This is a genomic window from Microbispora sp. H10836 (assembly GCF_012999525.1).
Lineage (GTDB): Bacteria > Actinomycetota > Actinomycetes > Streptosporangiales > Streptosporangiaceae > Microbispora.
Window position 1 is genome coordinate 766,870 of the sequence record NZ_JABBWU010000001.1, and the last position, 21,293, is coordinate 788,162.

General features: G+C 72.5%; 18 protein-coding genes and 1 pseudogene. 7 read left to right on the forward strand and 12 right to left on the reverse strand.

What is annotated here, in order from left to right; all coding sequences use genetic code 11:
• Positions 1-11: 11 nt before the first annotated feature.
• The 9 genes and pseudogenes from HHX30_RS03555 to HHX30_RS03595 all read right to left on the reverse strand — a co-directional run bounded on the left by HHX30_RS03555 (position 12) and on the right by HHX30_RS03595 (position 10,879).
• A complete protein-coding gene (locus HHX30_RS03555; protein WP_169979251.1) occupies positions 12-992 on the reverse strand; it encodes an ABC transporter substrate-binding protein in 981 nt (326 codons plus the stop codon).
• The gene (locus tag HHX30_RS03560) at positions 989-2,929 is read right to left on the reverse strand and encodes a proline/glycine betaine ABC transporter permease (RefSeq protein ID WP_169979253.1); all 1,941 of its coding nucleotides are present in this window, start codon (positions 2,927-2,929) and stop codon (positions 989-991) included. The genes HHX30_RS03555 and HHX30_RS03560 overlap by 4 nt, the downstream gene beginning before the upstream one ends.
• A 345-nt stretch (positions 2,930-3,274) precedes the next feature.
• Positions 3,275-4,297: pseudogene (locus HHX30_RS03565) on the reverse strand (glycine betaine/L-proline ABC transporter ATP-binding protein); the annotation flags it as partial.
• Between the two features lie 318 nt (positions 4,298-4,615).
• A complete protein-coding gene (locus HHX30_RS03570) occupies positions 4,616-5,377 on the reverse strand; it encodes a glucose 1-dehydrogenase (protein ID WP_311922060.1) in 762 nt (253 codons plus the stop codon).
• 21 nt (positions 5,378-5,398) lie between these two features.
• On the reverse strand, positions 5,399-7,681 hold the full coding sequence (locus HHX30_RS03575) for a tetratricopeptide repeat protein (protein ID WP_169979255.1): 2,283 nt from the start codon (positions 7,679-7,681) through the stop codon (positions 5,399-5,401).
• 62 nt (positions 7,682-7,743) lie between these two features.
• The gene (locus HHX30_RS03580) at positions 7,744-8,511 is read right to left on the reverse strand and encodes an SCO6745 family protein (protein ID WP_169979257.1); all 768 of its coding nucleotides are present in this window, start codon (positions 8,509-8,511) and stop codon (positions 7,744-7,746) included.
• A 72-nt stretch (positions 8,512-8,583) separates the two neighbouring features.
• Positions 8,584-9,396 (reverse strand): diaminopimelate epimerase, encoded by an 813-nt coding sequence (gene dapF, locus HHX30_RS03585; protein ID WP_169979259.1) that lies wholly within the window; start codon positions 9,394-9,396, stop codon positions 8,584-8,586.
• A 9-nt stretch (positions 9,397-9,405) separates the two neighbouring features.
• The gene (gene miaA, locus HHX30_RS03590) at positions 9,406-10,317 is read right to left on the reverse strand and encodes a tRNA (adenosine(37)-N6)-dimethylallyltransferase MiaA (RefSeq protein ID WP_169979261.1); all 912 of its coding nucleotides are present in this window, start codon (positions 10,315-10,317) and stop codon (positions 9,406-9,408) included.
• Positions 10,318-10,345: 28 nt separating this feature from the next.
• Complete coding sequence (locus HHX30_RS03595; protein WP_211591456.1) at positions 10,346-10,879, reverse strand: methylated-DNA--[protein]-cysteine S-methyltransferase; 534 nt, start codon at positions 10,877-10,879, stop codon at positions 10,346-10,348.
• Positions 10,880-10,921: 42 nt separating this feature from the next.
• Here HHX30_RS03595 and HHX30_RS03600 point away from each other — a divergent pair, with 42 nt between their 5' ends.
• Positions 10,922-11,611, forward strand: a complete 690-nt coding sequence (locus HHX30_RS03600) for a class III extradiol dioxygenase subunit B-like domain-containing protein (RefSeq protein WP_169979265.1) — start codon at positions 10,922-10,924, stop codon at positions 11,609-11,611.
• Here HHX30_RS03600 and HHX30_RS03605 read toward each other — a convergent pair.
• Complete coding sequence (locus tag HHX30_RS03605; RefSeq protein ID WP_169979267.1) at positions 11,584-12,534, reverse strand: ribonuclease Z; 951 nt, start codon at positions 12,532-12,534, stop codon at positions 11,584-11,586. The two genes, HHX30_RS03600 and HHX30_RS03605, sit on opposite strands and share 28 nt — an antisense overlap.
• A 388-nt stretch (positions 12,535-12,922) precedes the next feature.
• Between HHX30_RS03605 and HHX30_RS03610 the strand changes: the two genes are divergently transcribed.
• Positions 12,923-13,660: a hypothetical protein gene (locus HHX30_RS03610; RefSeq protein ID WP_169979269.1), complete on the forward strand. Its 738-nt coding sequence runs from the start codon at positions 12,923-12,925 to the stop codon at positions 13,658-13,660.
• A gap of 25 nt (positions 13,661-13,685) precedes the next feature.
• On the opposite strand, the gene miaB is transcribed toward HHX30_RS03610, so the two are convergent.
• Positions 13,686-15,146, reverse strand: coding sequence for a tRNA (N6-isopentenyl adenosine(37)-C2)-methylthiotransferase MiaB (miaB, locus tag HHX30_RS03615; RefSeq protein WP_311922092.1), 1,461 nt, complete (start codon positions 15,144-15,146; stop codon positions 13,686-13,688).
• A gap of 239 nt (positions 15,147-15,385) precedes the next feature.
• Between miaB and HHX30_RS03620 the strand changes: the two genes are divergently transcribed.
• From HHX30_RS03620 to HHX30_RS03630, 3 genes are all read left to right on the forward strand, one after another.
• Positions 15,386-16,027: a Uma2 family endonuclease gene (locus HHX30_RS03620; protein WP_249349536.1), complete on the forward strand. Its 642-nt coding sequence runs from the start codon at positions 15,386-15,388 to the stop codon at positions 16,025-16,027.
• Positions 16,028-16,140: 113 nt separating this feature from the next.
• Positions 16,141-18,207: a sensor histidine kinase gene (locus HHX30_RS43130; protein ID WP_169979273.1), complete on the forward strand. Its 2,067-nt coding sequence runs from the start codon at positions 16,141-16,143 to the stop codon at positions 18,205-18,207.
• Positions 18,179-18,817: a response regulator transcription factor gene (locus tag HHX30_RS03630; protein WP_169979275.1), complete on the forward strand. Its 639-nt coding sequence runs from the start codon at positions 18,179-18,181 to the stop codon at positions 18,815-18,817. The genes HHX30_RS43130 and HHX30_RS03630 overlap by 29 nt, the downstream gene beginning before the upstream one ends.
• Before the next feature lie 14 nt (positions 18,818-18,831).
• Here the strand turns inward: HHX30_RS03630 and HHX30_RS03635 are convergent, their stop codons facing one another.
• Positions 18,832-19,476: a hypothetical protein gene (locus HHX30_RS03635; protein ID WP_169979276.1), complete on the reverse strand. Its 645-nt coding sequence runs from the start codon at positions 19,474-19,476 to the stop codon at positions 18,832-18,834.
• Positions 19,477-19,649: 173 nt separating this feature from the next.
• On the opposite strand from HHX30_RS03635, the gene HHX30_RS03640 reads away from it, so the two are divergent.
• Complete coding sequence (locus tag HHX30_RS03640) at positions 19,650-20,405, forward strand: amino acid ABC transporter ATP-binding protein (protein WP_169979278.1); 756 nt, start codon at positions 19,650-19,652, stop codon at positions 20,403-20,405.
• Between the two features lie 43 nt (positions 20,406-20,448).
• Positions 20,449-21,282: a glutamate ABC transporter substrate-binding protein gene (locus HHX30_RS03645; RefSeq protein WP_169979280.1), complete on the forward strand. Its 834-nt coding sequence runs from the start codon at positions 20,449-20,451 to the stop codon at positions 21,280-21,282.
• The last annotated feature ends 11 nt before the right edge of the window (positions 21,283-21,293 follow it).

Consider the following 21,293-nt stretch of genomic DNA (forward strand, 5'->3'; position numbering starts at 1 on the left):
GCGGCACTAGATCACTTGGGCATCCATGCCTGCCACTTGGCGGTGTTGGCCTCCACCCACTTCTTGGCCGCGTCCTCGGCGGACATGCCGTTGTTGGTGATGTCGTCGGCGACCGCGTTCTGGTCGTCGTTCGTCCACTGGAAGGCCTTGATCAGCTCGTACGCCTTGCCGCCGGTGTCGGCGAACTTCTTGCTCACGATCTTGTCGAGGTCGTACGGCGGGTAGTCACAGTCGACCTTCTTGGGGTCGCTGTCGCAGCCCTCCGTGTACGCGGGGAGGTTGACCTTGACCAGCTTGACCTGGTTGAACAGCCACTGCGGCTCGTAGAAGTACATGAGCAGCGGCTTCTTCTGCTCGGTCGCCTGCTTGGCGGCCTTGATCAGCGCGGCCTCGCTGCCGGCGTAGACGACCTTGAAGTCGAGCTTCAGGTTCTTGACCAGAGCCTCGTCGTTGGTGACGAAGGACGGGTCGCCGTCGAGCATCTGGCCCTTGCCGTCAGACTCGGACGTCTTGAACAGGTCGGCGTACTTGTTGAGGTTCTTGTAGTCGGTGATGTCGGGGTACTTCTGCGCCATCCACTCGGGCACGTACCAGCCGATGACGCCCTTGTTGCCCGTGCTGCCCGCCTCGACGGCGACCTGCTTCTCCTCGATGTACTTCTTCTTGAGGTCCGGGTGGCCCCAGTTCTCGATGATGACGTCGACGTCACCGGACTCCATGCCCTGCCAGGACGGTTCCTCGGCGAGGGTCACCTTCTCGACCTTGTAGCCGAGCTCCTTCTCCAGCAGGTGCGACACGACGGCGGCGCTGGCCTCGTAGCCGACCCAGCCGTTGATCGCGATCTTGACCGTGCCCGCCGCGGACGCGCCCGCGGAGCCCGCGGCGCTCGCGCTCGGCGCCGCCGCCGAGTCGTCCTCGACCTTGGCGCCTCCGCAGGCGGCCATACTGAGGCCGAGAACGAGAACCCCTGCGATTAGGCGTAACTTCTTCATGCGTTCCTCTTCTTGTGGGGAGAGCGGCGCCCGTTGGCGCCTTGCGTGATCCGGTCGAGCATGACTCCCAGGAGGACGAGGGCGACGCCGGCCGCGAGGCCCTTGCCGTAGTCCTCCTGCTGCGCGATTCCGGCCACGACGTCGTATCCGAGAGCTCCAGCGCCGACCAGCGCGCCGATCACCACCATCGCCAGCGTCATGACGATGCCCTGGTTCGCCGCGAGCAGCAGCGAGCCGCGGGCCATCGGCAGCTGGACCTTCCACAGCAGCTGCCGATCGGTGGAGCCGGCGGACCTGGCCGCCTCCATGACGGTCGCGGGGACCGCCCGCAGGCCGTCCTCGACCAGGCGCGCGACCACCGGCACCGCGTAGATGAACGAGGCCATGATCGCGGTGAAACGGCCGTTGCCGAACAGGGCCACGGCGGGCAGCAGGTAGGAGAACGACGGCATCGTCTGGGCCGCGTCCAGGATCGGCCGCAGCCCGGCGGCGAACCACCGCGACCGCGCGGCCAGCACGCCGAGCGCGAGCCCCGCCGCGATCGTGATGACGGAGGCCACCAGCACGATGGTCAGCGTCTCCATGCCGTGCTGCCACAGTTGCAGCGCGGCGACGCCCGCGAGGCAGCCCGCGGCGATCACACCGGCCACCGGTCCGCTCACCCGCCAGGCGAACACCAGCACCGCCGCGGTGACCAGCCACCAGGGCGCGCTGGTCAGCACGTCCTGCAGCGGATTGAGCAGGCCGTACGCGACGAAGTCGTTGAGGAAGCCGGTGAAGGTGTACCAGTGCGTCTCGATCCACTCGACCACGTCGTTGATCGGCCGGACGAGCTGCACGTGCCACTGCTCGGGGAACTCCTGCGCCAGCACGGGGGTCAGGACCAGTCCGGCCGCGGTCAGGACGGCGAAGCCGGCCCAGCGGACCACCCTCGCCCGCCCGCCGCCGTCGCGCCGCTGGGCGGCCGCCCGCGTCATCCGGTCGAGCACGATGGCGAGCAGCACGATCGCGACGCCCGGAATGAGCGCGGCGCCCACGTTGACCCGGGCGAGGGCGCGGAGCAGGTCCACGCCGAGTCCGGGGGCCGCGATCAGCGCGACCAGCGGCACCATCGACAGCGCGGCGGCGATCGTCTGGTTGACGCCCAGCATGATCGTGTTGAGCGCCAGCGGCAGGCGGACCTTGCGGAGCGTCTGCCACCCGGTCGCGCCGAGCGACTCCGAGGCCTCCACCGTGACGCCGGCGACCCGCTGGATGGCCAGCGACGTGATCCGGATCGCCGGCGGCATCGCGTAGATCATCGTGGCGAACGTCGCGGACGCCGGCCCGATGAGCAACAGCAGCACGATCGGCGACAGGTACGAGAACGTCGGCATGATCTGCATGACGTCGAGCACCGGTGTCACGATCCGGCGTACGCGGGGCGAACGGCCGGTCCAGATCCCCAGGGGGATGCCGAACAGCAGCGACAGCACCACCGCGGACAACGTCAGCGCGAGCGTGTCGACGCTCGCCTCCCAGAATCCGAGCACCCCGACGCCGGCGAAGCCCGCGAGCGACACGAGCGCGATCCGCCAGCCGCCCGCGAGCCAGCCGAGACCGGCGGCCAGGCCGATGAGCCCCGGCCAGCCCAGCGCGACCAGGGCCCCCTGGATCAGCGTGTAGATCTCGGACACGCCCAGGCGCAGGTAGTTGACGACGTAGAGGAAGATCGGGCTGCTGTTGCGGTTGGCGTCGACCCAGTCACGGGCGTCGTTGAGCCAGTGGAACACCGAGGCGTCGTCGTCGTGCGGCAGCACGGCCTTGCCGCGGAAGGCCACGTAGAGGGCCACCACCGCGACCACTCCGGCGACCGGCGCGACCCATCGCGGCAGGCGGCGCCGGACCGGCGCCGGGGCCTGCACGGGCGGCGCCACCTGCACAGGTGCGCTCACCATCTACGCCTCCCCGGGCGCGCCCGCGGGGGCGACCGCCGCGCCCCCGCGCGTCCTCGCCTCGGCGGTGGCGGACGTGCCGCCCTCGCCCCGCGCCGGCTGCTCCTCCTGAACGGCTTCGACGGCGGCGTCCTCGGCCGCCTCGGCCGCCTCGGCCGCCTCGGCCGCCTCGGCTGCCTCGCCGGAGGCGGCGGGCCCGCCGGAAGCGACGGGCTCGCCGGCGTCCGCCTCCTCAGCCTCCTGCGCCTCCCCTGCCTCCCCGGCTTCCGCCGGCGGCTCCTCGGGGTCGGGCTCCTCGTCATGGGCCTTCGCGGGAGCGGCGACCACCACGGGCTCGCTCGCGGGCCGTACCGCGCCGAGGATGTCGACCCGGCTCACCACGCCGACCAGTTCGCCGTCGGCGACGACCCGGATGGGGCGGTCGGACGCCATCGCGGCCGGGACCGCGTCGTGGATGACGGTGTCGGCGGGGAGTTCGGGACCGTCGAGCGGCTCGTCCGGCCCGGGGGCGCGGCAGATCCAGCGCAGCGACAGCACCTGCGCCCTGGGGACGTCCCGCACGAAGTCGGCCACGTAGTCGTCGGCGGGCGCCCCGACAAGCTCCTCGGGGGTGCCCACCTGCACGATCGCGCCCGCCCGCATGATGGCGATGCGCTCCCCGAGCTTGAGCGCCTCGGACAGGTCGTGGGTGATGAAGACCATGGTCTTGCCGACCTCGCGGTGCAGCCGGATGACCTCGGCCTGCATGTCGCGGCGGATCAGCGGGTCGAGCGCGCTGAACGGCTCGTCGAACAGCAGCACCTCGGGGTCGACGGCGAGCGCCCGGGCCAGCCCGACCCGCTGCTGCATACCGCCGGACAACTGCTCGGGATAGGAGTCCTCATGGCCCTCCAGCCCCACCAGCGACAGGATGCGGCGGGCCTTCTCGTGCCGCTCGGACTTCCCGACGCCCTGGATCTCCAGGCCGTAACCGACGTTGTCCACGACCTTGCGGTGCGGCAACAGCCCGAAGTGCTGGAAGACCATGCTCACCCGGTGACGGCGGAGCTCCCGCAACTGCTTGGCCGACATCGCGCGCACGTCCTGACCGTCGATGCGCAGTTCGCCCGCCGTCGGCTCGATGAGCCGGGTGAGACAGCGCACCAGCGTCGACTTGCCGCTGCCGGACAGGCCCATGACGACGAAGACCTCGCCTGGCCGGACCTCGAAGCCGACGTCCCTGACGGCGGCGGTGCACCCCGTCTTCGCCCGCAGCTCCGCGGGTTCAAGGTCGGCGTCGGGGCTGCCGATGATCCGGTCGGCCTTGGGACCGAAGATCTTCCAGAGCCCGCGAACCTCGATCGCGGCTGTGCCCACTCTGATTCCCCTCACTTGGCGCTCGCCCGCGAGGCGGCGTGGACGCCCGGAAACGCCAAAGCACGGCGCGAGGGCTGCCGCTCGCACGCCGTGAATGAAGAGCGGGGGGCCAACGACTCCTCAGGGCACACGCACAGGCGTTGCGCAAGACGCAACACGGATCCTGTTTTTTGACAACAGGTCTGAGGCTAGGGCCCTGCTGCCCTTCTTATGGTGAAAAATGCCACCTAATCTCCATATCGTGATCGTCCGGTGATCTTTCTCCCCATGGGCGTACCGGGCCGTGAGGGCCCGGCGGCGCGGGGTGAGGACGACCCGCTCGGCGGGCGGCGATCAGGTGACGAGGATTCCTCCGTCCACCGGAACGACCGCCCCGGTGACGTACGAACCGGCGTCGGACGCGAGGAAGACGACGGCGGCGGCGAGTTCCTCCGGGGCGCCCGAGCGCTTCATCAGGACCCGCTGCTCCCGCATGCGGTCGAGATAGCCGTCGGGATACTGCGCCGTCATCTCGGAGTCGAAGAAGCCGGGTTCCAGGCAGTTGACCCGGATGCCCCGCCGCGAGGTCCACTGCTGGGCGAGGTCCCGGGTGAGCCCGGCGACGGCGGCCTTCGACGCGCTGTAGGCCGCCTGCGGCAGCCCGGCCGTGGTCTCGCCGAGCACGCTGCCGATGTTGACGATCGACGAGCCCGGCCGCATGACGCGGGCGCAGGCCTGGGCCATCCAGTAGGTGCCGTTCAGGTTGACGTCGAGCACGCGGCGGAACTCGCCGGGCGTCTCCCGCAGGGCGGGCACGGCCGTGCCGACGCCCGCGTTGTTGACCAGCACGTCGACGCGGCCGAACTCGCCGATGGCCGCGTCGACGAGGGCCTGGCACTCCTCGGGGACCGACACGTCGGTCGGGACCGCAAGGCAGCGGCGGCCGGTCTCCTCGACCAGCCGCCGGGTCCGCTCCAGGCCTTCGGGGCGGCGGGCTCCGATCACGACGTCGGCGCCCGCTTCGGCGAGGCCCCGGGCGAAGGCGACGCCGAGCCCGGACGACGCCCCCGTCACGATGGCCACTTTCCCGTCAAGACGGAACCGGTCCAGAATCACGCCCGCCCCCTCAACTCTCGGTCAGAGGCCGTACTCCTTGGAGATCCGCTCGTGCCGCTCGGCCTCGATGCCGACCTCGCGGGCGAGGTCGAGCCACGCCAGCGGGTGGGACCACTGCTCGGTGACGTCGTCGAGGACGGCGTCCAGCTCGGCCGGCCGCACGGTGGGCGGGATCGCGATCCAGCCGAACACGCCGGGGAGCTGCTCACCGGTGGCCGGGTGGGTGACGCGGTAGTTCTCGTCGCTGTAGACCCACATCGGCCAGCCGCGCTCGGCGAGGACCTCGTTGAACTCGGCCCACTCGTCCTCCGACGGCGCCGCGCCGTCGAAGAACCAGCTCGTGTAGCCGCCCGGGCGAAGCATCGTCACCCCGGCGAACGGGATCACGAAGCTCTCCCGCTCCTGCTCGTCCTCCGGGATCGGCTCCAGCGGCCGGGGGTCGATCACGACCACGTCGCCCGCGTTGTACTCCATGCCGCGCGGCTGCGGGATCGCCAGGCGGGCGGTGGCCGGGCCGGTCCGTACGGCGAGCACCTCCCGCTGGGTGCCGTCGGGGGCGGGGAGGATCACCCGGACCAGGTGCCACTCCTCCTCGATCGGGCCCTCGCCCGCCTCGATCGGCATGCCGAGCTTGGCGCCGGCCGCCCGTACGGTCGCCCAGTCCTCCACGGCGGTGGACAGGACGATGATCCGCCAGACGTCCTCCTCCTCGCCCTCGCCGGACTCGACCAGCGGCTTGAGGATCTCGGCCGCCTTGGCGTTGTCGCCGAGCTGCTGGACCGCGCCCGACCACAGGCGGCGCGCCTCCAGCCCGCCGCCGTGGGCGACGGCCTGCTCGGCCTCGGCCGCCGTCTGCTCCCACCGCTCGCGCGCACGGTGCAGCCGGGCGAGCGCGAGGTGCGAACCGGTCTCCGGCAGCCGGGCCGCCAGAGTCTCCACCCGCTCGTCCTGCCCGGCCTCGATGAGCAGGCCGGTGAGATAGGAGATGTCCTCGTCACCCGCGGCGGCCGGGTCGCCGTCCTCGACGATCGTCTTCCAGTAGGTGTCGGCGCCCACCGGGGCGTAGCCGAGGAAACCGAGCGTCGTGGTGTGACGCCGGGTGGCCTCGAGGTCGGTGCCGGACAGCGGCCACAGCCAGCCCACCCACCGCTCGGGGTCGGCCGTGCGGCCGTCGGCGGCGTCGAAGTAGGCCACCAGCTCGTCGCGGGGGCCGGGCGGCGGCAGTTCCTTGGCGGCGTCGGCGGCGGCGCGCAGCTCGGCCACCCGCTCGGCCAGTCCCTCGGTGACCCGGACGGTGGCGATCGCGGCCTCGGCGTAGTCGGCCAGCAGGCGGGCCTGCCACAGGCCCTGCCGGGCGACCGCCAGGTGCCCGGCCGTCAGCGCGAGCTCGAACCGCGCCCGGTGGCCGCCCACGCTCTCGAAGTAGGACATCCACTGCCGCAGGATGCGGCCGAGCTGCCAGGTGTTGGCGATGGAGCCGCCCGAGGAGAGCATGCGGACGGTGCGCGCCCACTCCACCCATTCGCGCGCGTGGTCGCCCACCACGTCGAGGTCGGGGAGCGCGTCCACGGCCTCCTGCATCCGGCCGAGGGTGGCCAGCACCTGCGAGCGGAGCAGGGCCTCGCGGCGGGCCTTCGCGACCGGGTCGTCGGGCTTGAAGCCGGTCGAGGCGTCGAGCGCGGCCAGGGCGTCGTCCGGGCGCCCGGCGGCGAGCAGGGCCCGCGCGGAGGCGGCGCCCAGCTCCCAGCTCGCCTCGCGCCCGGCCCCGCGCAGGCGCTCGACCGCCGCCTCGGCGTACGCGACGCCCTCGGCCGCCTTGCCCGCGTCGATCAGGGCCGCGACGTACTGCGTGGCCAGGCCGGAGAAGGCGAGGGAGTCCGGGCCGACGCCGTCGAGGGCCGCGCCGAGGGCGGCCAGCAGGGCCTCGGCGTAGCCGGGACCGTCGGTGTTGGCCTGCGCGATCGCCAGGACCTCCACGGCGCCGGGGGCGCCGGGGCACTCGCGCACGTCGTCACGCTGGGCGAACTCCAGCAGCGAGGCGGCGTCGTCGAGCGCGACCGCGCCCATCGCCCGGTCGCCCACCCGCCCGATCAGGTGCCAGTAGCGCGCGAAGAACTCCAGCCACGGCTTCTCCAGCGTCTCGGCGTGCTGCGCGATCGCCGGCGCCACGACGTCGAGCTGGGCGAAACGGCCCTCCAGCGCCTGCGCGGGCACGTCACCCAGCGCCATGGCCAGTCCCGTGTTGCCCGCCTCGTGCAGTTCACGCTGGGTGCCACCCACCCAAGCCCAGATGTCCACGTCCATGAGGAGTCAGTCTGCCAGGTCGCCGACCATGACCCAAACAGCACGCGGCCGTCGCCCCGCGGTCAGCGCCCCAGAGCCACCTGGGCGGCCTCCCGGAGCAGGGCGCACAGCTCGGTGAGCTCCGCCGGGCCGAGCGCCGCGTAGGCGCGCGCGACGAGGTCGTCGGTCAGCTCCTCCGCCGCGGCCCTGCGCTCCGCCGCCTCCGCCGGCGGCTCCGGGTACGGCTCGGGCCAGGCGAGGAAGCGGGCGACGTCGGAGGTCCTGTCGTACGGGAGTGGCGTCCCGGTGTTGTCCGCGCCGACCAGGGTGGCCTCCAGCGGGCCGAGACCGTGCGCGACCACGGCCGTCGCGTGCAGGCCGCCGCGCAGTTCCCGTACGACGTGGAGCAGGTGGGCGGCCAGGGCGGGCCCGTCGCCGGGCCGCGGCATGGCCCGCCATCCGGCGAACAGCGGCGCGCAGAACGGATCCGCGCCGTCGGCGACGGCGGCGAGCAGCTCCGCCAGCCGGTCGGGGTCGCCGAGCCCGGCGAGCCTGCGCCGCCCCCAGTCGTGACAGGCCCCGGCGTAGAGCGCGGCGGCCTCCTCTGCGGGGAGCTTGCGCCCGCCCTCCCACGACTCGCGGACGTGCTCGGCCTGGAAGAAGACGACGGCGGCGAGCACGACGTCCGCGTCCACCTCGCCGAGGACGCCGCACCGGCCCCGGAAGTACATCTCCCGCGGGCCGAGGCCGTGGCCTTCGCACAGCGCCTTGACCTCCCGCGAGATCATGAAGCCCCCGCCGAGTGCCCCGATCGCCGCCTTCGTCTCCACCACCGCGTCACGCGGGTCCATACGCCCTCCTAGGTTCAGCAGCCAGACTCAGGGTGGCGGATCAGAACAAGGTTCTGCAAGTCCCTGAGACGATCAGAGGACGGCGGGCCACTCCCCCGACGCGACGAGGACGGCGGGCCCGGACAGGTAGCTCGTGTCCTCCTCCAGCGTGACGGTGACCGTGCCGCCGAGGATCCGGACCTCCCACGTGCCGGTGGTCTCACCGGCGGCGTGGGCGGCGGCGACGGCCGTCGCGACCGCGCCGGTGCCGCACGAGCGCGTCTCCCCCGAGCCCCGCTCGTGCACCCGCATGGACACCTTGTGGCCGCCCACGGCGTTGAAGATCTCGACGTTGACGCCCTGCGGGTAGACCCCGCGGTCGAAGTCGGGCTCCCGGCCGAGGTCGAACCCGGCCACCGGCTCCGCCACCGCGCACGCCAGATGGGGGTTGCCCATGTTCACGTTCACGCCGCGGCACTCGCGCCCGTCGACGACGGCGCGGCTCTCCCCCAGCACCAGCGGCCTGCCCATGTCGACGGTCACGTCGCCCGAGGCGCCGAGCCGTACGCGCTTGACGCCCCCGCGGGTGGCGACGGCGAACTCGCCGGGCGCCGCCAGGCCCGCGTCGACGAGGTAGCGGGCGAAGACCCGGACGCCGTTGCCGCACATCTCGGGAATGCCGCCGTCCGCGTTGCGGTAGTCCATGAACCATTCGGCCTCGCCGGCCTGCCCGGCCACCTCCGGGCAGAGCTTGGTGCGCACGACGCGCAGCACCCCGTCGGCGCCGATGCCCGCACGCCGGTCGCACAGCGCCGCGACGTCCCGCGCGGACAGGTCCAGCGTGGCGTCGGCGTCCGGCAGGATGACGAAGTCGTTCTCGGTGCCGTGGCCCTTCACAAAGCGCATGAGAGAAGTCTAGGAGGCGCCCGTGATCACGCCGATCGCGCGGTCGGCCAGGTCGGGGGCGTCGAACGGCAGCCACACCACCCGGGGGTCGCGACGGAACCACGACTCCTGCCGCCTGGCGAACCTGCGGGTGGCGCGCACCGTCTCCTCCCGGGCCCGCTCCTCGGTCCACTCGCCGCTCAGGAACCGCAGGACCTGCGCGTACCCGAGGGCCCGGCTGGCGGTCCTGCCCTCGGCGAGGCCCCGCGCGGCGAGCGCGCGCACCTCGTCCACCAGCCCGGCCTCCCACATGCGGCCGACCCGCAGCTCGATCCGCTCGTCCAGGACCGGCCGCGGCACCTCGACGCCGATCTGCACGCTGTCGTAGACCGCGTCGTACGACGGCATCGTGGCCGAGAACGGCCGCCCTGACAGCTCGATGACCTCCAGCGCGCGGACGATCCTGCGGCCGTTGCTCGGCAGGATGTTCTCCGCGGCCACCGGGTCGAGGCCCTTGAGCCGTTCGTACAGAGGCGCCGGGCCGGTCTCCGCGAGCTCCTTCTCCAGCCGGGCCCGCGCGTCCGGATCGGTCCCCGGGAACTCCAGGTCGTCGATCGCGGCGCGTACGTAGAGCCCGGAGCCGCCCGCCAGCACGGGCACCCGGCCGCGGGAGCGCAGGTCCTCGATCAGGGGGCGGACGAGCCGCTGATACTCGGCCACGCTGGCGGTCCGCGTCACCGGCCAGATGTCCAGCAGGTGATGGGGGACGCCGCGCCGCTCCCACGCGGAAAGCTTGGCCGTGCCGATGTCCATGCCCTCGTAGAGCTGCATGGAGTCGGTGTTGATCACTTCGCCGCCCAGCCGGAGCGCCAGCTCGACGGCCAGGTCGGACTTGCCCGCCGCGGTCGCGCCCACGACGGCGATCACCGGTAGTTGCCCCACACCGTCCAGTCTCCCAGCGGCGGGGAGGTCACATGTCCCAGTCGAGGGTGGGCGGCAGATGGCCTTCGAGGGTGAGCAGCCACCGCTTGGACTCCACGCCGTCGCCGCCGCTGAAGCCGCCGAGCCCGTTGCTCGCGACGACCCGGTGGCACGGCACGATGATCGGGATCGGGTTGCCGCCCATGATCGAGCCGATGGCCCGCGCCGGGACCCCCGTGCCGCTGCGCGCCGCCAGCTCCCCGTACGTCACCACCTCGCCGTACGGAACGGTGGCGAACAAGGTGCCGAGGACCTGCCGCTGCAGCGGCGACATGAGCCGCCAGTCGACCGGCACGCGGAACTCCTTCAGCTCGCCGTGGAAGTACGCCGCCAGCTCCTCCCGCACGACGGCCGTACGGGCGGGGTCGTCGGCGGGGGTCATCCCGAGGCGGCCGGCGATGCGCTGCCTGATCAGGGGACCGTCCCGGAAGTCCGTCGCGGCGACCCCGTCCCCGGTGACGGCGGCGAGCACGTCGCCCAGCCTGGTCGGTACGGTCGCGAACGCCACCGTGCTGCTGTCCATGCGTCCCATTCTGCGGGTGATCGGCCGGGGTAGGGTGAGCGGGTGCTGGTCGCCGCTGCCGTCTGCCCGCATCCTCCGCTGCTCGTCCCGCAGGTCGCCGGGGCCGCCGCACCCGAGCTCGACGCCCTGCGCGCGGCCTGCGCCACGGCGGTCGGCTCGCTCCTGGACGCCCGCCCCGACGTGCTGGCCGTGGCCGGCGGCGCGGACGTCACCGCGTCCTTCCCGGGGGACGCGGCCGGGACGCTGCGCCCGTGGGGCCCCGACGTGCGGGTGGGGCCGGGGGATGCCGTCCTGCCCCTGTCGCTCACGATCGGCCGCTGGCTGCTGGAGGGGACGCGCGTGCTTCCCGTCCTGCGGTTCGAGGCGGTCGGCTTCGACGCGCCGCCGGACGAGTGCGCCGCCACCGGCCGCCTGATCGCGGGATCGGCGCCGCGGGTCGCGCTGCTGGTCATGGGCGACGGCTCGGCCAGGCGCACCGAGAAGGCGCCGGGTTACATCCATCCCGGCGCCGTGCCCTACGACGAGATGCTCGCCGGCGCGCTCGCGTCCGGCGACGCCGGACGGCTGCTGGCGCTGGACCCGGCCCTGGCACGGGAGCTGCAGGCGGCGGGCCGGGCGGCCTTCCAGGTGCTGGGCGGCGCGGCACGGGAGGCACCCCCGCCGGCCGCCGAGCTGCTGTACGACGACGCGCCGTACGGCGTGGGCTACTTCGTGGCCCGCTGGACCTGGTAGTCCGCTCGTTTCGGCACCGGGACGCGCATGAGGTCGCGCGCCGTCACGACGTCCCCCGTGTAGGACTTGCGCACCTCGTCCACGAAGCGCGGCTCGTCCGCCGTCGTGTACCGCTCGGAGAAGTGCGTGAGCACCAGCCGCCGCACCCCGCAGGCCGCCGCGATCTGTCCCGCCTGGGCCGCCGTCAGGTGCCCGTACTGCGCGGCCATCGCGCTCTCCTCCGACAGGAACGTCGACTCGATCACCAGCAGGTCGACGCCGTCGGCCAGGGCGAACGCGCCGTCGCACAACCGGGTGTCCATCACGAAGGCGGCGCTCTGTCCCGGCTTGGGGGCGCTGCACTCGTCCAGCGTGACCGTCGAGCCGTCCGGCAGCGTCAGCGAGCCGTGCCGCTGCAGCTCCCCGATCATCGGGCCGCGCACGCCCCGCCTGGCCAGTTCCCCGGGCAGCATGCGGCGCCCGCCCGGCTCGTCCACGCGGTAGCCGTACGACTGGACGGGATGCGACAACGGCCGCGCGGTCAGCGTCACGGGCCCCGACGGCCACCGGACCAGCTCGCCGGACACCGGCCGGGGCGTGATCACGTCGGTGTCGGCGAAGGCCGACGCGTTGCGCAGCCTGCGCCAGTACGTCTCGCCGCTCGCGGGGTAGGCCGCCCGCACCTCGTGGTTCACCTTGTCCCTGGCGATCCGCTGGACCACGCCGGGCACCCCCAGGCAGTGGTCGCCGTGGAAGTGGGTGACGCAGATCCAGGTGACGTCGTGCGCGCTCACGCCGGCGTGCAGCATCTGCCGCTGCGTGCCCTCCCCCGGATCGAACAGGAACCCCTCCCCGTCCCAGCGCAGCAGGTAGCCGTTGTGGTTGCGATGACGGGTGGGCACCGCGCTCGAAGTGCCGAGGACGACCAGTTCACGAACGGACACACCGCCGATGCTAAATCGTGCCCGAAGATCGGGCCCCGCCCTCACCCGCCCCCGGGCGGTGTAAACGGGCCGCCGTGGCCGGACGACCCCGATCCGGTCACGCCATCCCATTCCCGCCGACGAGGCTCCGGATAAATCCCCAAAAATCGATCGATACGGTAATTGGAACCCCCGGAGAAAACCGTCGCATGGACGGCCGGCATCGCGCATTAGCAGCTTCTGCCTGGGACGATGCGAGCCGGATCCCGGCCGGGACATTTCTCTAATTCATGGTCGAGGCGGCGCATCTGGGACCCCCGGTAATCGGCGGAACCGCCACGCGAATCCATACGCGGCGGGCAGACTGGGAAATCGGATACTCCAGACCGCCGCACGGAAGAACACGACCTTGCCGGATTACTCCCCCACCCCGCGGCACCGGCGCGACGGTCATCCCGTCCTCGCCCTGACGGGCGTGATCGGCGTGACCGCGATCGCCGGGCTCGGCGTCGTGCTGGCCGTCCTGTCCGGGCAGGACCCCGCGCCCCCGGGTGCCCGGCCGGTGGCCGCCGGCCTGCGCTCCCCGGTCACGCCGGCTCGTACGGCGCCCGGCTTCCCCGCCGCCGGCCCCTTCTTCTCACCACCGGCCGCCCCGCCCGGACGGCCGGAGACGGAACCGGAACGCGCGGCGGAGCACCGGGAGGAGACGGCGGACGACGTCCCGGAGCGGGAACGGCCGGCGGGTGACCGCGACGCGCCGCCGCCCGGGCACGAGAGCCGGAGGCCGCGTCCGCCCGGACGCCACCTCCGGGCGACCGACCCCTCGTCCCGATCCCGGCCGCCGTCGCCGGACTCGGCGGGCACGGCGGGCCGCGGTGGGACGAAAGAGGCGGAGCGGCCCCGACCCGCCCGGATCGCCGCCCCGGACGCCACGAAAGCGGCCGTACGAGGCTCCGCCACCGGGAACACGGCGGCCAAGGGCGGCGTGCCCAAGGACACGGCGGCCCGGGACGCTGGCGCGCGTGACACGGCCCAGCCCTTCGCCGAGGCGGACGGGGCCGCGCAGACCCAGATCGATGATCCCTGTCTGCGATTCGACGACCTGCGGCGCGACTACTGCTACGAGGTCCTGCGCCGCCTGTCCTGACGACCGGCGGAGCCCTCGCCGGCGCTCAGACGGCCGAGCAGGCGGACGGCTCCGCGGGGAGCGGCGCGGGACGGCCGATGCCGGGCATGCCCAGGCTGACGGCGTTGCCCCGCTGCGGGGCGGCCTGCCGGGCCTCCCAGGCGTCCCCCGCGCGGGTCCGCCGTACGGACAGGACCTTGTCGGCCACCAGGTGGTGCGGCGCGGCGTAGGTGACCTCGACGGTGACCATGTCGCCGGGACGGGCGCCGGCGGCGACATCGGCAGCGGCGAGGTGGACGAGCCGGTTGTCGGCCGCGCGGCCGGACAGACGGTGGGTGGCGTCGTCCTTGCGGCCCTCGCCCTCGGCGACCAGCACCTCCAGGGTGCGCCCGACCTGCTTCTTGTTCTCCTCCCAGGAGATCTCCTCCTGGAGGGCGACCAGGCGCTCGTACCGCTCCTGGACGACTTCCTTGGGCACCTGGTCGTCCATGGTCGCGGCCGGGGTGCCCGGGCGGATGGAGTACTGGAACGTGAACGCGTTGGCGAAGCGCGACTGCCGCACCACGTCGAGGGTCTGCTGGAAGTCCTCCTCGGTCTCGCCGGGGAAGCCCACGATGATGTCGGTGGAGATCGCGGCGTCCGGCATGGCGGCGCGGACGCGCTCGATGATCCCGAGGTAGCGCTCGGACCGGTACGACCGGCGCATGGCCTTGAGGACGCGGTCGGAGCCGGACTGCAGCGGCATGTGCAGCTGGTGCATCACGTTGGGCGTCTCGGCCATGGCGGCGATCACGTCGTCGGTGAAGGCGGCCGGGTGGGGCGAGGTGAAGCGGACCCGCTCCAGGCCCTCGACGTCGCCGCAGGCCCGCAGCAGCTTGCCGAACGCCAGCCGGTCGCCGAACTCCACGCCGTAGGTGTTGACGTTCTGGCCCAGCAGGGTGACCTCCAGGACGCCCTGGTCGACCAGCGTGCGCACCTCGTTGAGGATGTCGCCGGGGCGGCGGTCCTTCTCCTTGCCGCGCAGCGACGGCACGATGCAGAACGTGCAGGTGTTGTTGCACCCGACCGAGATCGCCACCCAGGCGGCGTACGCCGACTCGCGGCGGCTCGGCAGCGTGGAGGGGAAGGTCTCCAGGGATTCCTTGATCTCGACCTGGGCCTCTTCGGCGATCCGGGCCCGCTCCAGCAGCACCGGCAGCGACCCGATGTTGTGGGTGCCGAAGACGACGTCCACCCAGGGGGCCCGGCGGACGATCTCACCCTGGTCCTTCTGCGCCAGGCACCCGCCGACCGCGATCTGCATGCCCTTGCGGGCCGTCTTGATCGGCCTGAGATGCCCGAGGTTGCCGTAGAGCCGGTTGTCGGCGTTCTCCCGCACGGCGCAGGTGTTGAACACGACGACGTCCGGCGTCTCCCCGTCGGCCGCGCGGACGTATCCCGCGTCCTCCAGCAGCCCGGACAGCCGCTCCGAGTCGTGCACGTTCATCTGGCAGCCGTAGGTCCGCACCTCGTAGGTACGGGTCGCACCCTCGGCGCCCTGTGTCGTCGTCGCGCCTTCGGCGCCCTGTGTCGTCACAGTCTGTGTGGTCGCAGTCATCGCACTACAAGGGTAGGCGCTTCCCCACCCCCGCCCGCACCGAAAGCATTACGAATCCAACCAAGCACATTGAGTGACGATGGGGTGCGACGACGAACCCATGCGACACTGAGAACGGACCAATTGCTGAGAGGTGAGCCTCGATGGCGATGCCCGCACGATCCACGGAGGCGCCGATGCAGGCCCACGAGGCGCGGGCGGCGAGGAGCCCCTGGCGCGTCCCGGGCGAACTCGGCGTCGAGGAATGGTTCGAGCTCAACGCGCAGGCGGACGACGGCAGCCGCTACGAGCTCATCGACGGGAGTCTCATCGTGTCCCCCGCACCGCTCCCGATGCACCAGTGGATCGGCGACAACCTGCGCGCGGCCCTCCAGGATGCGGCCCCCGAGGATCTGGTGGCGATCACCGCCACCGGGTTGCTTCTCGACGGCAGGCCGGGGGTCATCCCGGACGTCATGGTCGTCGACAGGCAGCCGATCCGCGAGGGCGCATCGGTCGTCCGGCCGGAGTGGGTGCGCCTGGTCGTGGAGATCGTCTCGCGGTCCACCACCATGACCGATCGGGTGGTGAAGCCCGCCAAGTACGCCGAGGCAGGCATTCCCTGTTTCTGGCGAGTCGAGACCCGCCCCTTCCGCGGGCAGGCCGCCGATCGTCTTCCCGTGATGTTCACCCACCGGCTCGACGAGGAGGGCCAGTACCAGCTGACCCACCGGGTGGGGGCGGGCGAGGCGGTCGCCGTGGCCGAGCCGTTCAAGGTGACCGTCGATCCCGAGGCGCTCGCCAGATTGTGACGTACCGCGAGGACCGGACGTCCTGGGACATCGTCCTGTTCGTCTGGGCATTTCGGTCGTTAGCCTGAGCCCGACTCAGCGGTCGCGCCGGAGGCGCGTGAAGGAGGCGGGCGGTGCGGCGTACTGCGTGGGCGGTCTGCGCGCTCACCCTGCTCCTGGTCGCCGCGGCCCTGGTGCTCGGCCACCGCAACGGCGCCGGGCTGTTCACCCAGAGCCACCTTCTCTACGTCGTCGTCTGCGCCCTGGTCGGCGGCCTGATCACCGCCGCCCGTCCGGGCAACGCCGTCGGGTGGCTGATGGCCGCCTGCGGCCTGTGCTTCGCGTCGCTGGACGCGACCGGGCACTACGCGCTGGCCGGGCTGCCGTTCGCGACCCCGATGGCCTGGCCGCAGACGTGGCTGTGGGTGCCGGCCAACCTTTCCGTCGCCGCCGTTCCGGCGTTCTTCCCGTCGGGACGGCCGTCGTCGCCCGGGTGGCGCGCGGTCCTGTGGGGGCTCGCCGCGGTCGCCGCCGTGACGGCCGCGCTGAGCGCCCTGCTGCCGGGCCCCAGCCACCAGCTCGGCTGGGGCACGCCGCTGCCCAACCCCCTCGCGGTGCCCGCGCTCGCCGTCGTCGCGCCGTTCGTCGAGCCGCTCATGACCGGACTCATGGGCGCCCTGTTCGTGGCGGGCGCGGCCGGTCTCGTACGGCGGGCCCGGCGCGGAGGCGCCGACGAACGGGCCCAGCTCAAGTGGCTCGCGTACGCCGCCGGGCTCGCCGGGCTGATCGTCGCGGGGCGGGTGGCCGCAGGGCTCACCGACGGCGACCCGCGCTCCATCTGGCCCATCACCAGCGCGTTCTGGGAGGTCCTGGGGACGATCGCGGCCTGCCTGCTCCCGGCCGCCGCCGCGGTCGCGGTGCTGCGGCACGGCCTGTTCGACATCGACCTCGTGATCAACCGCACGCTCGTCTACGTCCTGTCGTCGGCGTGCGTGTTCGGCGGCTACATGCTCGTGGTCACCTATCTCGGCGCCGTGTTCCGCTCGGCGGACGGGCTGCCGGTGTCGGTGGCCGCCGCCGGGGTGGTCGCCCTCGTCTTCGCGCCGCTGCGCGAGCGGCTGCAACGCGCCGTCAACCTCGTGATGTACGGCAGGCGGGACGATCCGTACGCGGCGCTGGCCCTGCTGGGCAGGCGCCTGGAAGAGGCGGCGGAGCCGGGCGCGGCACTCGCCGCGGCGGCCCGGTCGGTGGCGGAGGCGCTGCGCCTGCCGCACGTCGCGGTCGAGGTCGCCGGCGGACCGACCCACGCCTTCGGCGCGCCCTCCCCCGGCGCCGTACGGCTGCCGCTCGTGCACCGGGGCGAGCCGGTGGGCGACCTGGTCCTTTCTCCGCGTTCGGGCGAGAGCGGCCTCGGCGCGAGGGACCGCCGCGTTCTCGCCGACCTCGCCCGCCAGACGGGGATCGCCGTGCACGCCGTACGGCTGTCGGCGGACCTGCAGCGCTCGCGCGAACGGCTGGTGGCGGCGCGCGAGGAGGAGCGGCGGCGGCTGCGCCGCGACCTGCACGACGGACTCGGGCCGACCCTGGCCGCGCTGACCATGCGGGCGGAGGCCGTGCAGGACGTGGTGCGCGATCCGGACGCCCTGGCGATGCTCGAAGAGATCATGACGGACGCGCACACGGCGATGGCCGACGTACGGACGCTGGTGGAGGGGCTGCGGCCGCCGGCCCTCGACACGCTGGGCCTGGCCGGGGCGATCAGGTCGCACGCGGCCCGGCTGCCCGGCGTCGAGGCCGACGTCGAGATCGAGGGGACCCTCCCGGCGCTGCCCGCGGCGGTGGAGGTGGCGGCGTACCGGATCGCGGCCGAGGCGCTGGCGAACGCGCGCCGCCACGCCGGGGCCGGACGGGTGCGCATACGGCTCGGCATGACCGGCGGGGCCCCGCCCGGCGCGCTCGAAGTGGAGGTCGCCGACGAGGGCGGCGAGCCGCTCACGGACGGCAGTGGGAGCGGAGTCGGCACGGCGTCGATGCGAGAACGCGCGGCCGAACTCGGCGGCACCTGCCTGATCGGGGCGCGCCCCGGAGGCGGGACGCGGGTGCTGGCCCGCCTTCCCCTGCAGAGCGCACCCCAGGACACGGCGCCGGACACGAGACGACGGGAGGCGGGCGATGGAGCCGATCCGCGTGCTGCTGGTTGACGATCACTCGGCCTTCCGGGCGGGGCTGCGCGCGCTCCTGCGGCCGGTGGAGGACGTGGAGGTCGCCGACGAGGCGGCCAGCGGCGAGCAGGCCCTCGCGCTCCTTCCCCGCGTGCAGCCCGACGTGGTGCTGATGGACCTCGCGATGCCGGGCATGGGCGGGGTGGCGGCGACCGAGCGGATCATCCGGGACAACCCGCACGTGCGGGTCCTCGTGCTCAGCATGGCGGACGACGACGACGCGGTCTTCGCGGCGGTGCGCGCGGGGGCGCGCGGGTACGTGCTCAAGGGCGCGCGGCGGGCCGAACTCGTGCGGGCGATCCGGGCCGTGGCCGAGGGCGAGGCGATCTTCGGCCCCGCCCTCGCCGGACGGCTGATGGGCTACTTCTCCGACCTCGGCAGGAAGCCGGAGCCCAGCTTCCCCGAACTCACCCCGCGTGAGCGGGAGATCCTGGCCCTGGTCGCCGGCCACCTGACGAACGTCCAGATAGCGGCCCGGCTCGGGCTGAGCCAGAAGACCGTGCGCAACCACGTGTCCAGCATCTTCACCAAGCTGCGCGTGGCCGACCGGGCCGAGGCGATCATGCTGGCCAGGGAGTCGGGCCTCTAGGCACACTCCCCGGCTCAGGCGGCCCGCCAGTCGTCGACGGGCATGCGCAGGACCTTCAGGGCGACCGTGCCGAACGCGGCGAGGTGGAACAGCGATCCGATGGCCTGGACGGCCGGCGGCTGCCCCATCGTGAGGAACGGCCCGCAGACGCCCGCGAGCGCCGCCACCGGGACCCACCACGGCGCCCGCCGCACGGCCGCCAGGCCCGTCAGCAGCACCAGCAGGCCCACGTGGAGGAGGAAGCCGGGCAGGAGCACGCCGTACACGAACCCGCCGAGCGCGCCGGCCACCTCCGTCACCCGGGCGGCCTGGTCGTCCGGAAGGGTGAGCGCCAGCGCCAGATCGTAGAAGTCGGTCATGAACAGGCAGGTGGCGGTGGCCGCGCCGGTCAGTCCGACGGCCGCGCCGATGTTGCCGGTGCGCGGCGCCCGGCGGCGCAGCAGATGGGCGAGCCCGAGGATCACCGGGACCAGGCAGACGGTCGCCCACTGGAACAGCAGCGCGCTGGCCTGCACCTGCACGGGACTCGCGCGGAACACGGCGGGATCGTGCTCGGTGCCCGGCGGCGAGGTGAGGAAGGCCAGGCCCAGCAGGACGGGCCACGCCAGCATGGCGGTTCCCGCGACGGTCTTACGAAACAGATCCGGATTTCTCAGCATCTGGGCTCCTAAGCGACGAAAGATCGGCAGGAGCCAACCGGGACCGCGTCCCGGGCCGCATGGGCCGGCCGCACCCGGCGGTCGGGATGGGGTCCTGAACAGCCGGGATGTGACCGATTCGGTACCGGGGCGTTAGTGACTTGGCCGTCTTGACACCCGTACGTTTGATGACCATGACGGAGAACAGTGGTGGGGCCCCGCTTGTCAGGCTGGAGGGAGTCAACAAGCATTTCGGTCCGCTGCACGTGCTCAGGGACATCGACCTGAGCGTGGGCCGGGGCGAGGTGGTCGTCGTCATCGGCCCGTCCGGCAGCGGCAAGTCGACCTTGTGCCGCGTGATCAACCGGCTGGAGACCATCGACGGCGGGAGCATCGTCTTCGACGGTCAGGAGCTTCCCGCGGAGGGCCGGGCCCTCGCCCGCCTGCGGTCCGAGGTGGGAATGGTGTTCCAGTCCTTCAATCTGTTCTCCCACAAGACGATCCTGGAGAACGTCACGCTCGGCCCGGTCAGGGTACGGAAGGTCTCCCGGCAGCAGGCCGAGCAGCGGGGCATGGAGCTGCTCGAACGCGTCGGCATCGCCTCGCAGGCCGACAAGTATCCCGCCCAGCTGTCCGGAGGCCAGCAGCAGCGAGCGGCCATCGCCCGCGCGCTGGCGATGGACCCCAAGATGATCCTTTTCGACGAGCCCACCTCGGCCCTCGACCCGGAGATGGTCCAGGAAGTGCTCGACGTGATGACCGGCCTGGCGCGCGACGGCATGACCATGATGGTCGTCACCCACGAGATGGGCTTCGCCCGCCGGGCGGCCAACCGGGTCGTCTTCATGGCCGACGGCCAGATCGTCGAGGAGGGCGAGCCCTCGGAGTTCTTCACCCAGCCGAGCACCGAGCGCGCCCGCGACTTCCTTTCCAAGATCCTCACCCACTGATCCCCGCTCACGACAAGCTCCACGAAAGCGAAAGGTGACACGGATGCGATTCGGAGCCGGCCTGCTCGCGCTCGCCGCCCTGGCTACCGGCCTGACGGCCTGCGGCAACTCCGGGGCGGACTCGATCGCCGACAAGGCGAAGAACGACAAGAAGCTCGTCATCGGCATCAAAATCGACCAGCCGGGCTGGGGGCTGAAGAAGCCCGACGGCAGCTACGGCGGGTTCGACGTGGACGTGGCCAAGTACGTCGCCAAGGAACTCGGCGTGCCGGAGAGCGGGATCACCTTCAAGGAGGCCCAGTCGGCCAACCGCGAGCCGTTCATCCAGCAGGGCCAGGTGGACATGGTCGTCGCGACCTACTCCATCACCGACGAGCGCAAGAAGAAGATCTCCTTCGCCGGCCCCTACCTGGTCACCGGACAGGACATCCTCGTCCGCGCGGACGACACCTCGATCACCGGGGTCGACTCCCTCAAGGACAAGAAGGTCTGCGGCGCCCAGGGCTCGTCGTCGCCGAAGCGGCTCGCCGAGAAGTTCGGGGCCGAGTGGGAGTCCAAGAACCTCACCCAGCAGCAGGGGTACGGCGCCTGCCTGCCGTTGCTGGAGAACAAGCAGGTCGACGCGATCTCCACGGACGCGACGATCCTCGCCGGGTTCGCCGCCCAGTTCCCCGGCAAGTTCAAGCTGATCGGCCAGCCGTTCAGCGAGGAGAAGTACGGCATCGGCATCAAGATGGACGACAAGGCCGGCCGCGACGCGATCAACAACGCCATCGAGAAGTTCTTCAACGACGGCAGCTGGCGCAAGGCCCTCGACGCCAACCTCGGCGAGTTCGGCAAGTACTTCACCACGCCACCGTCCGTCGAGCGGTACTAGGACGGCGCGGC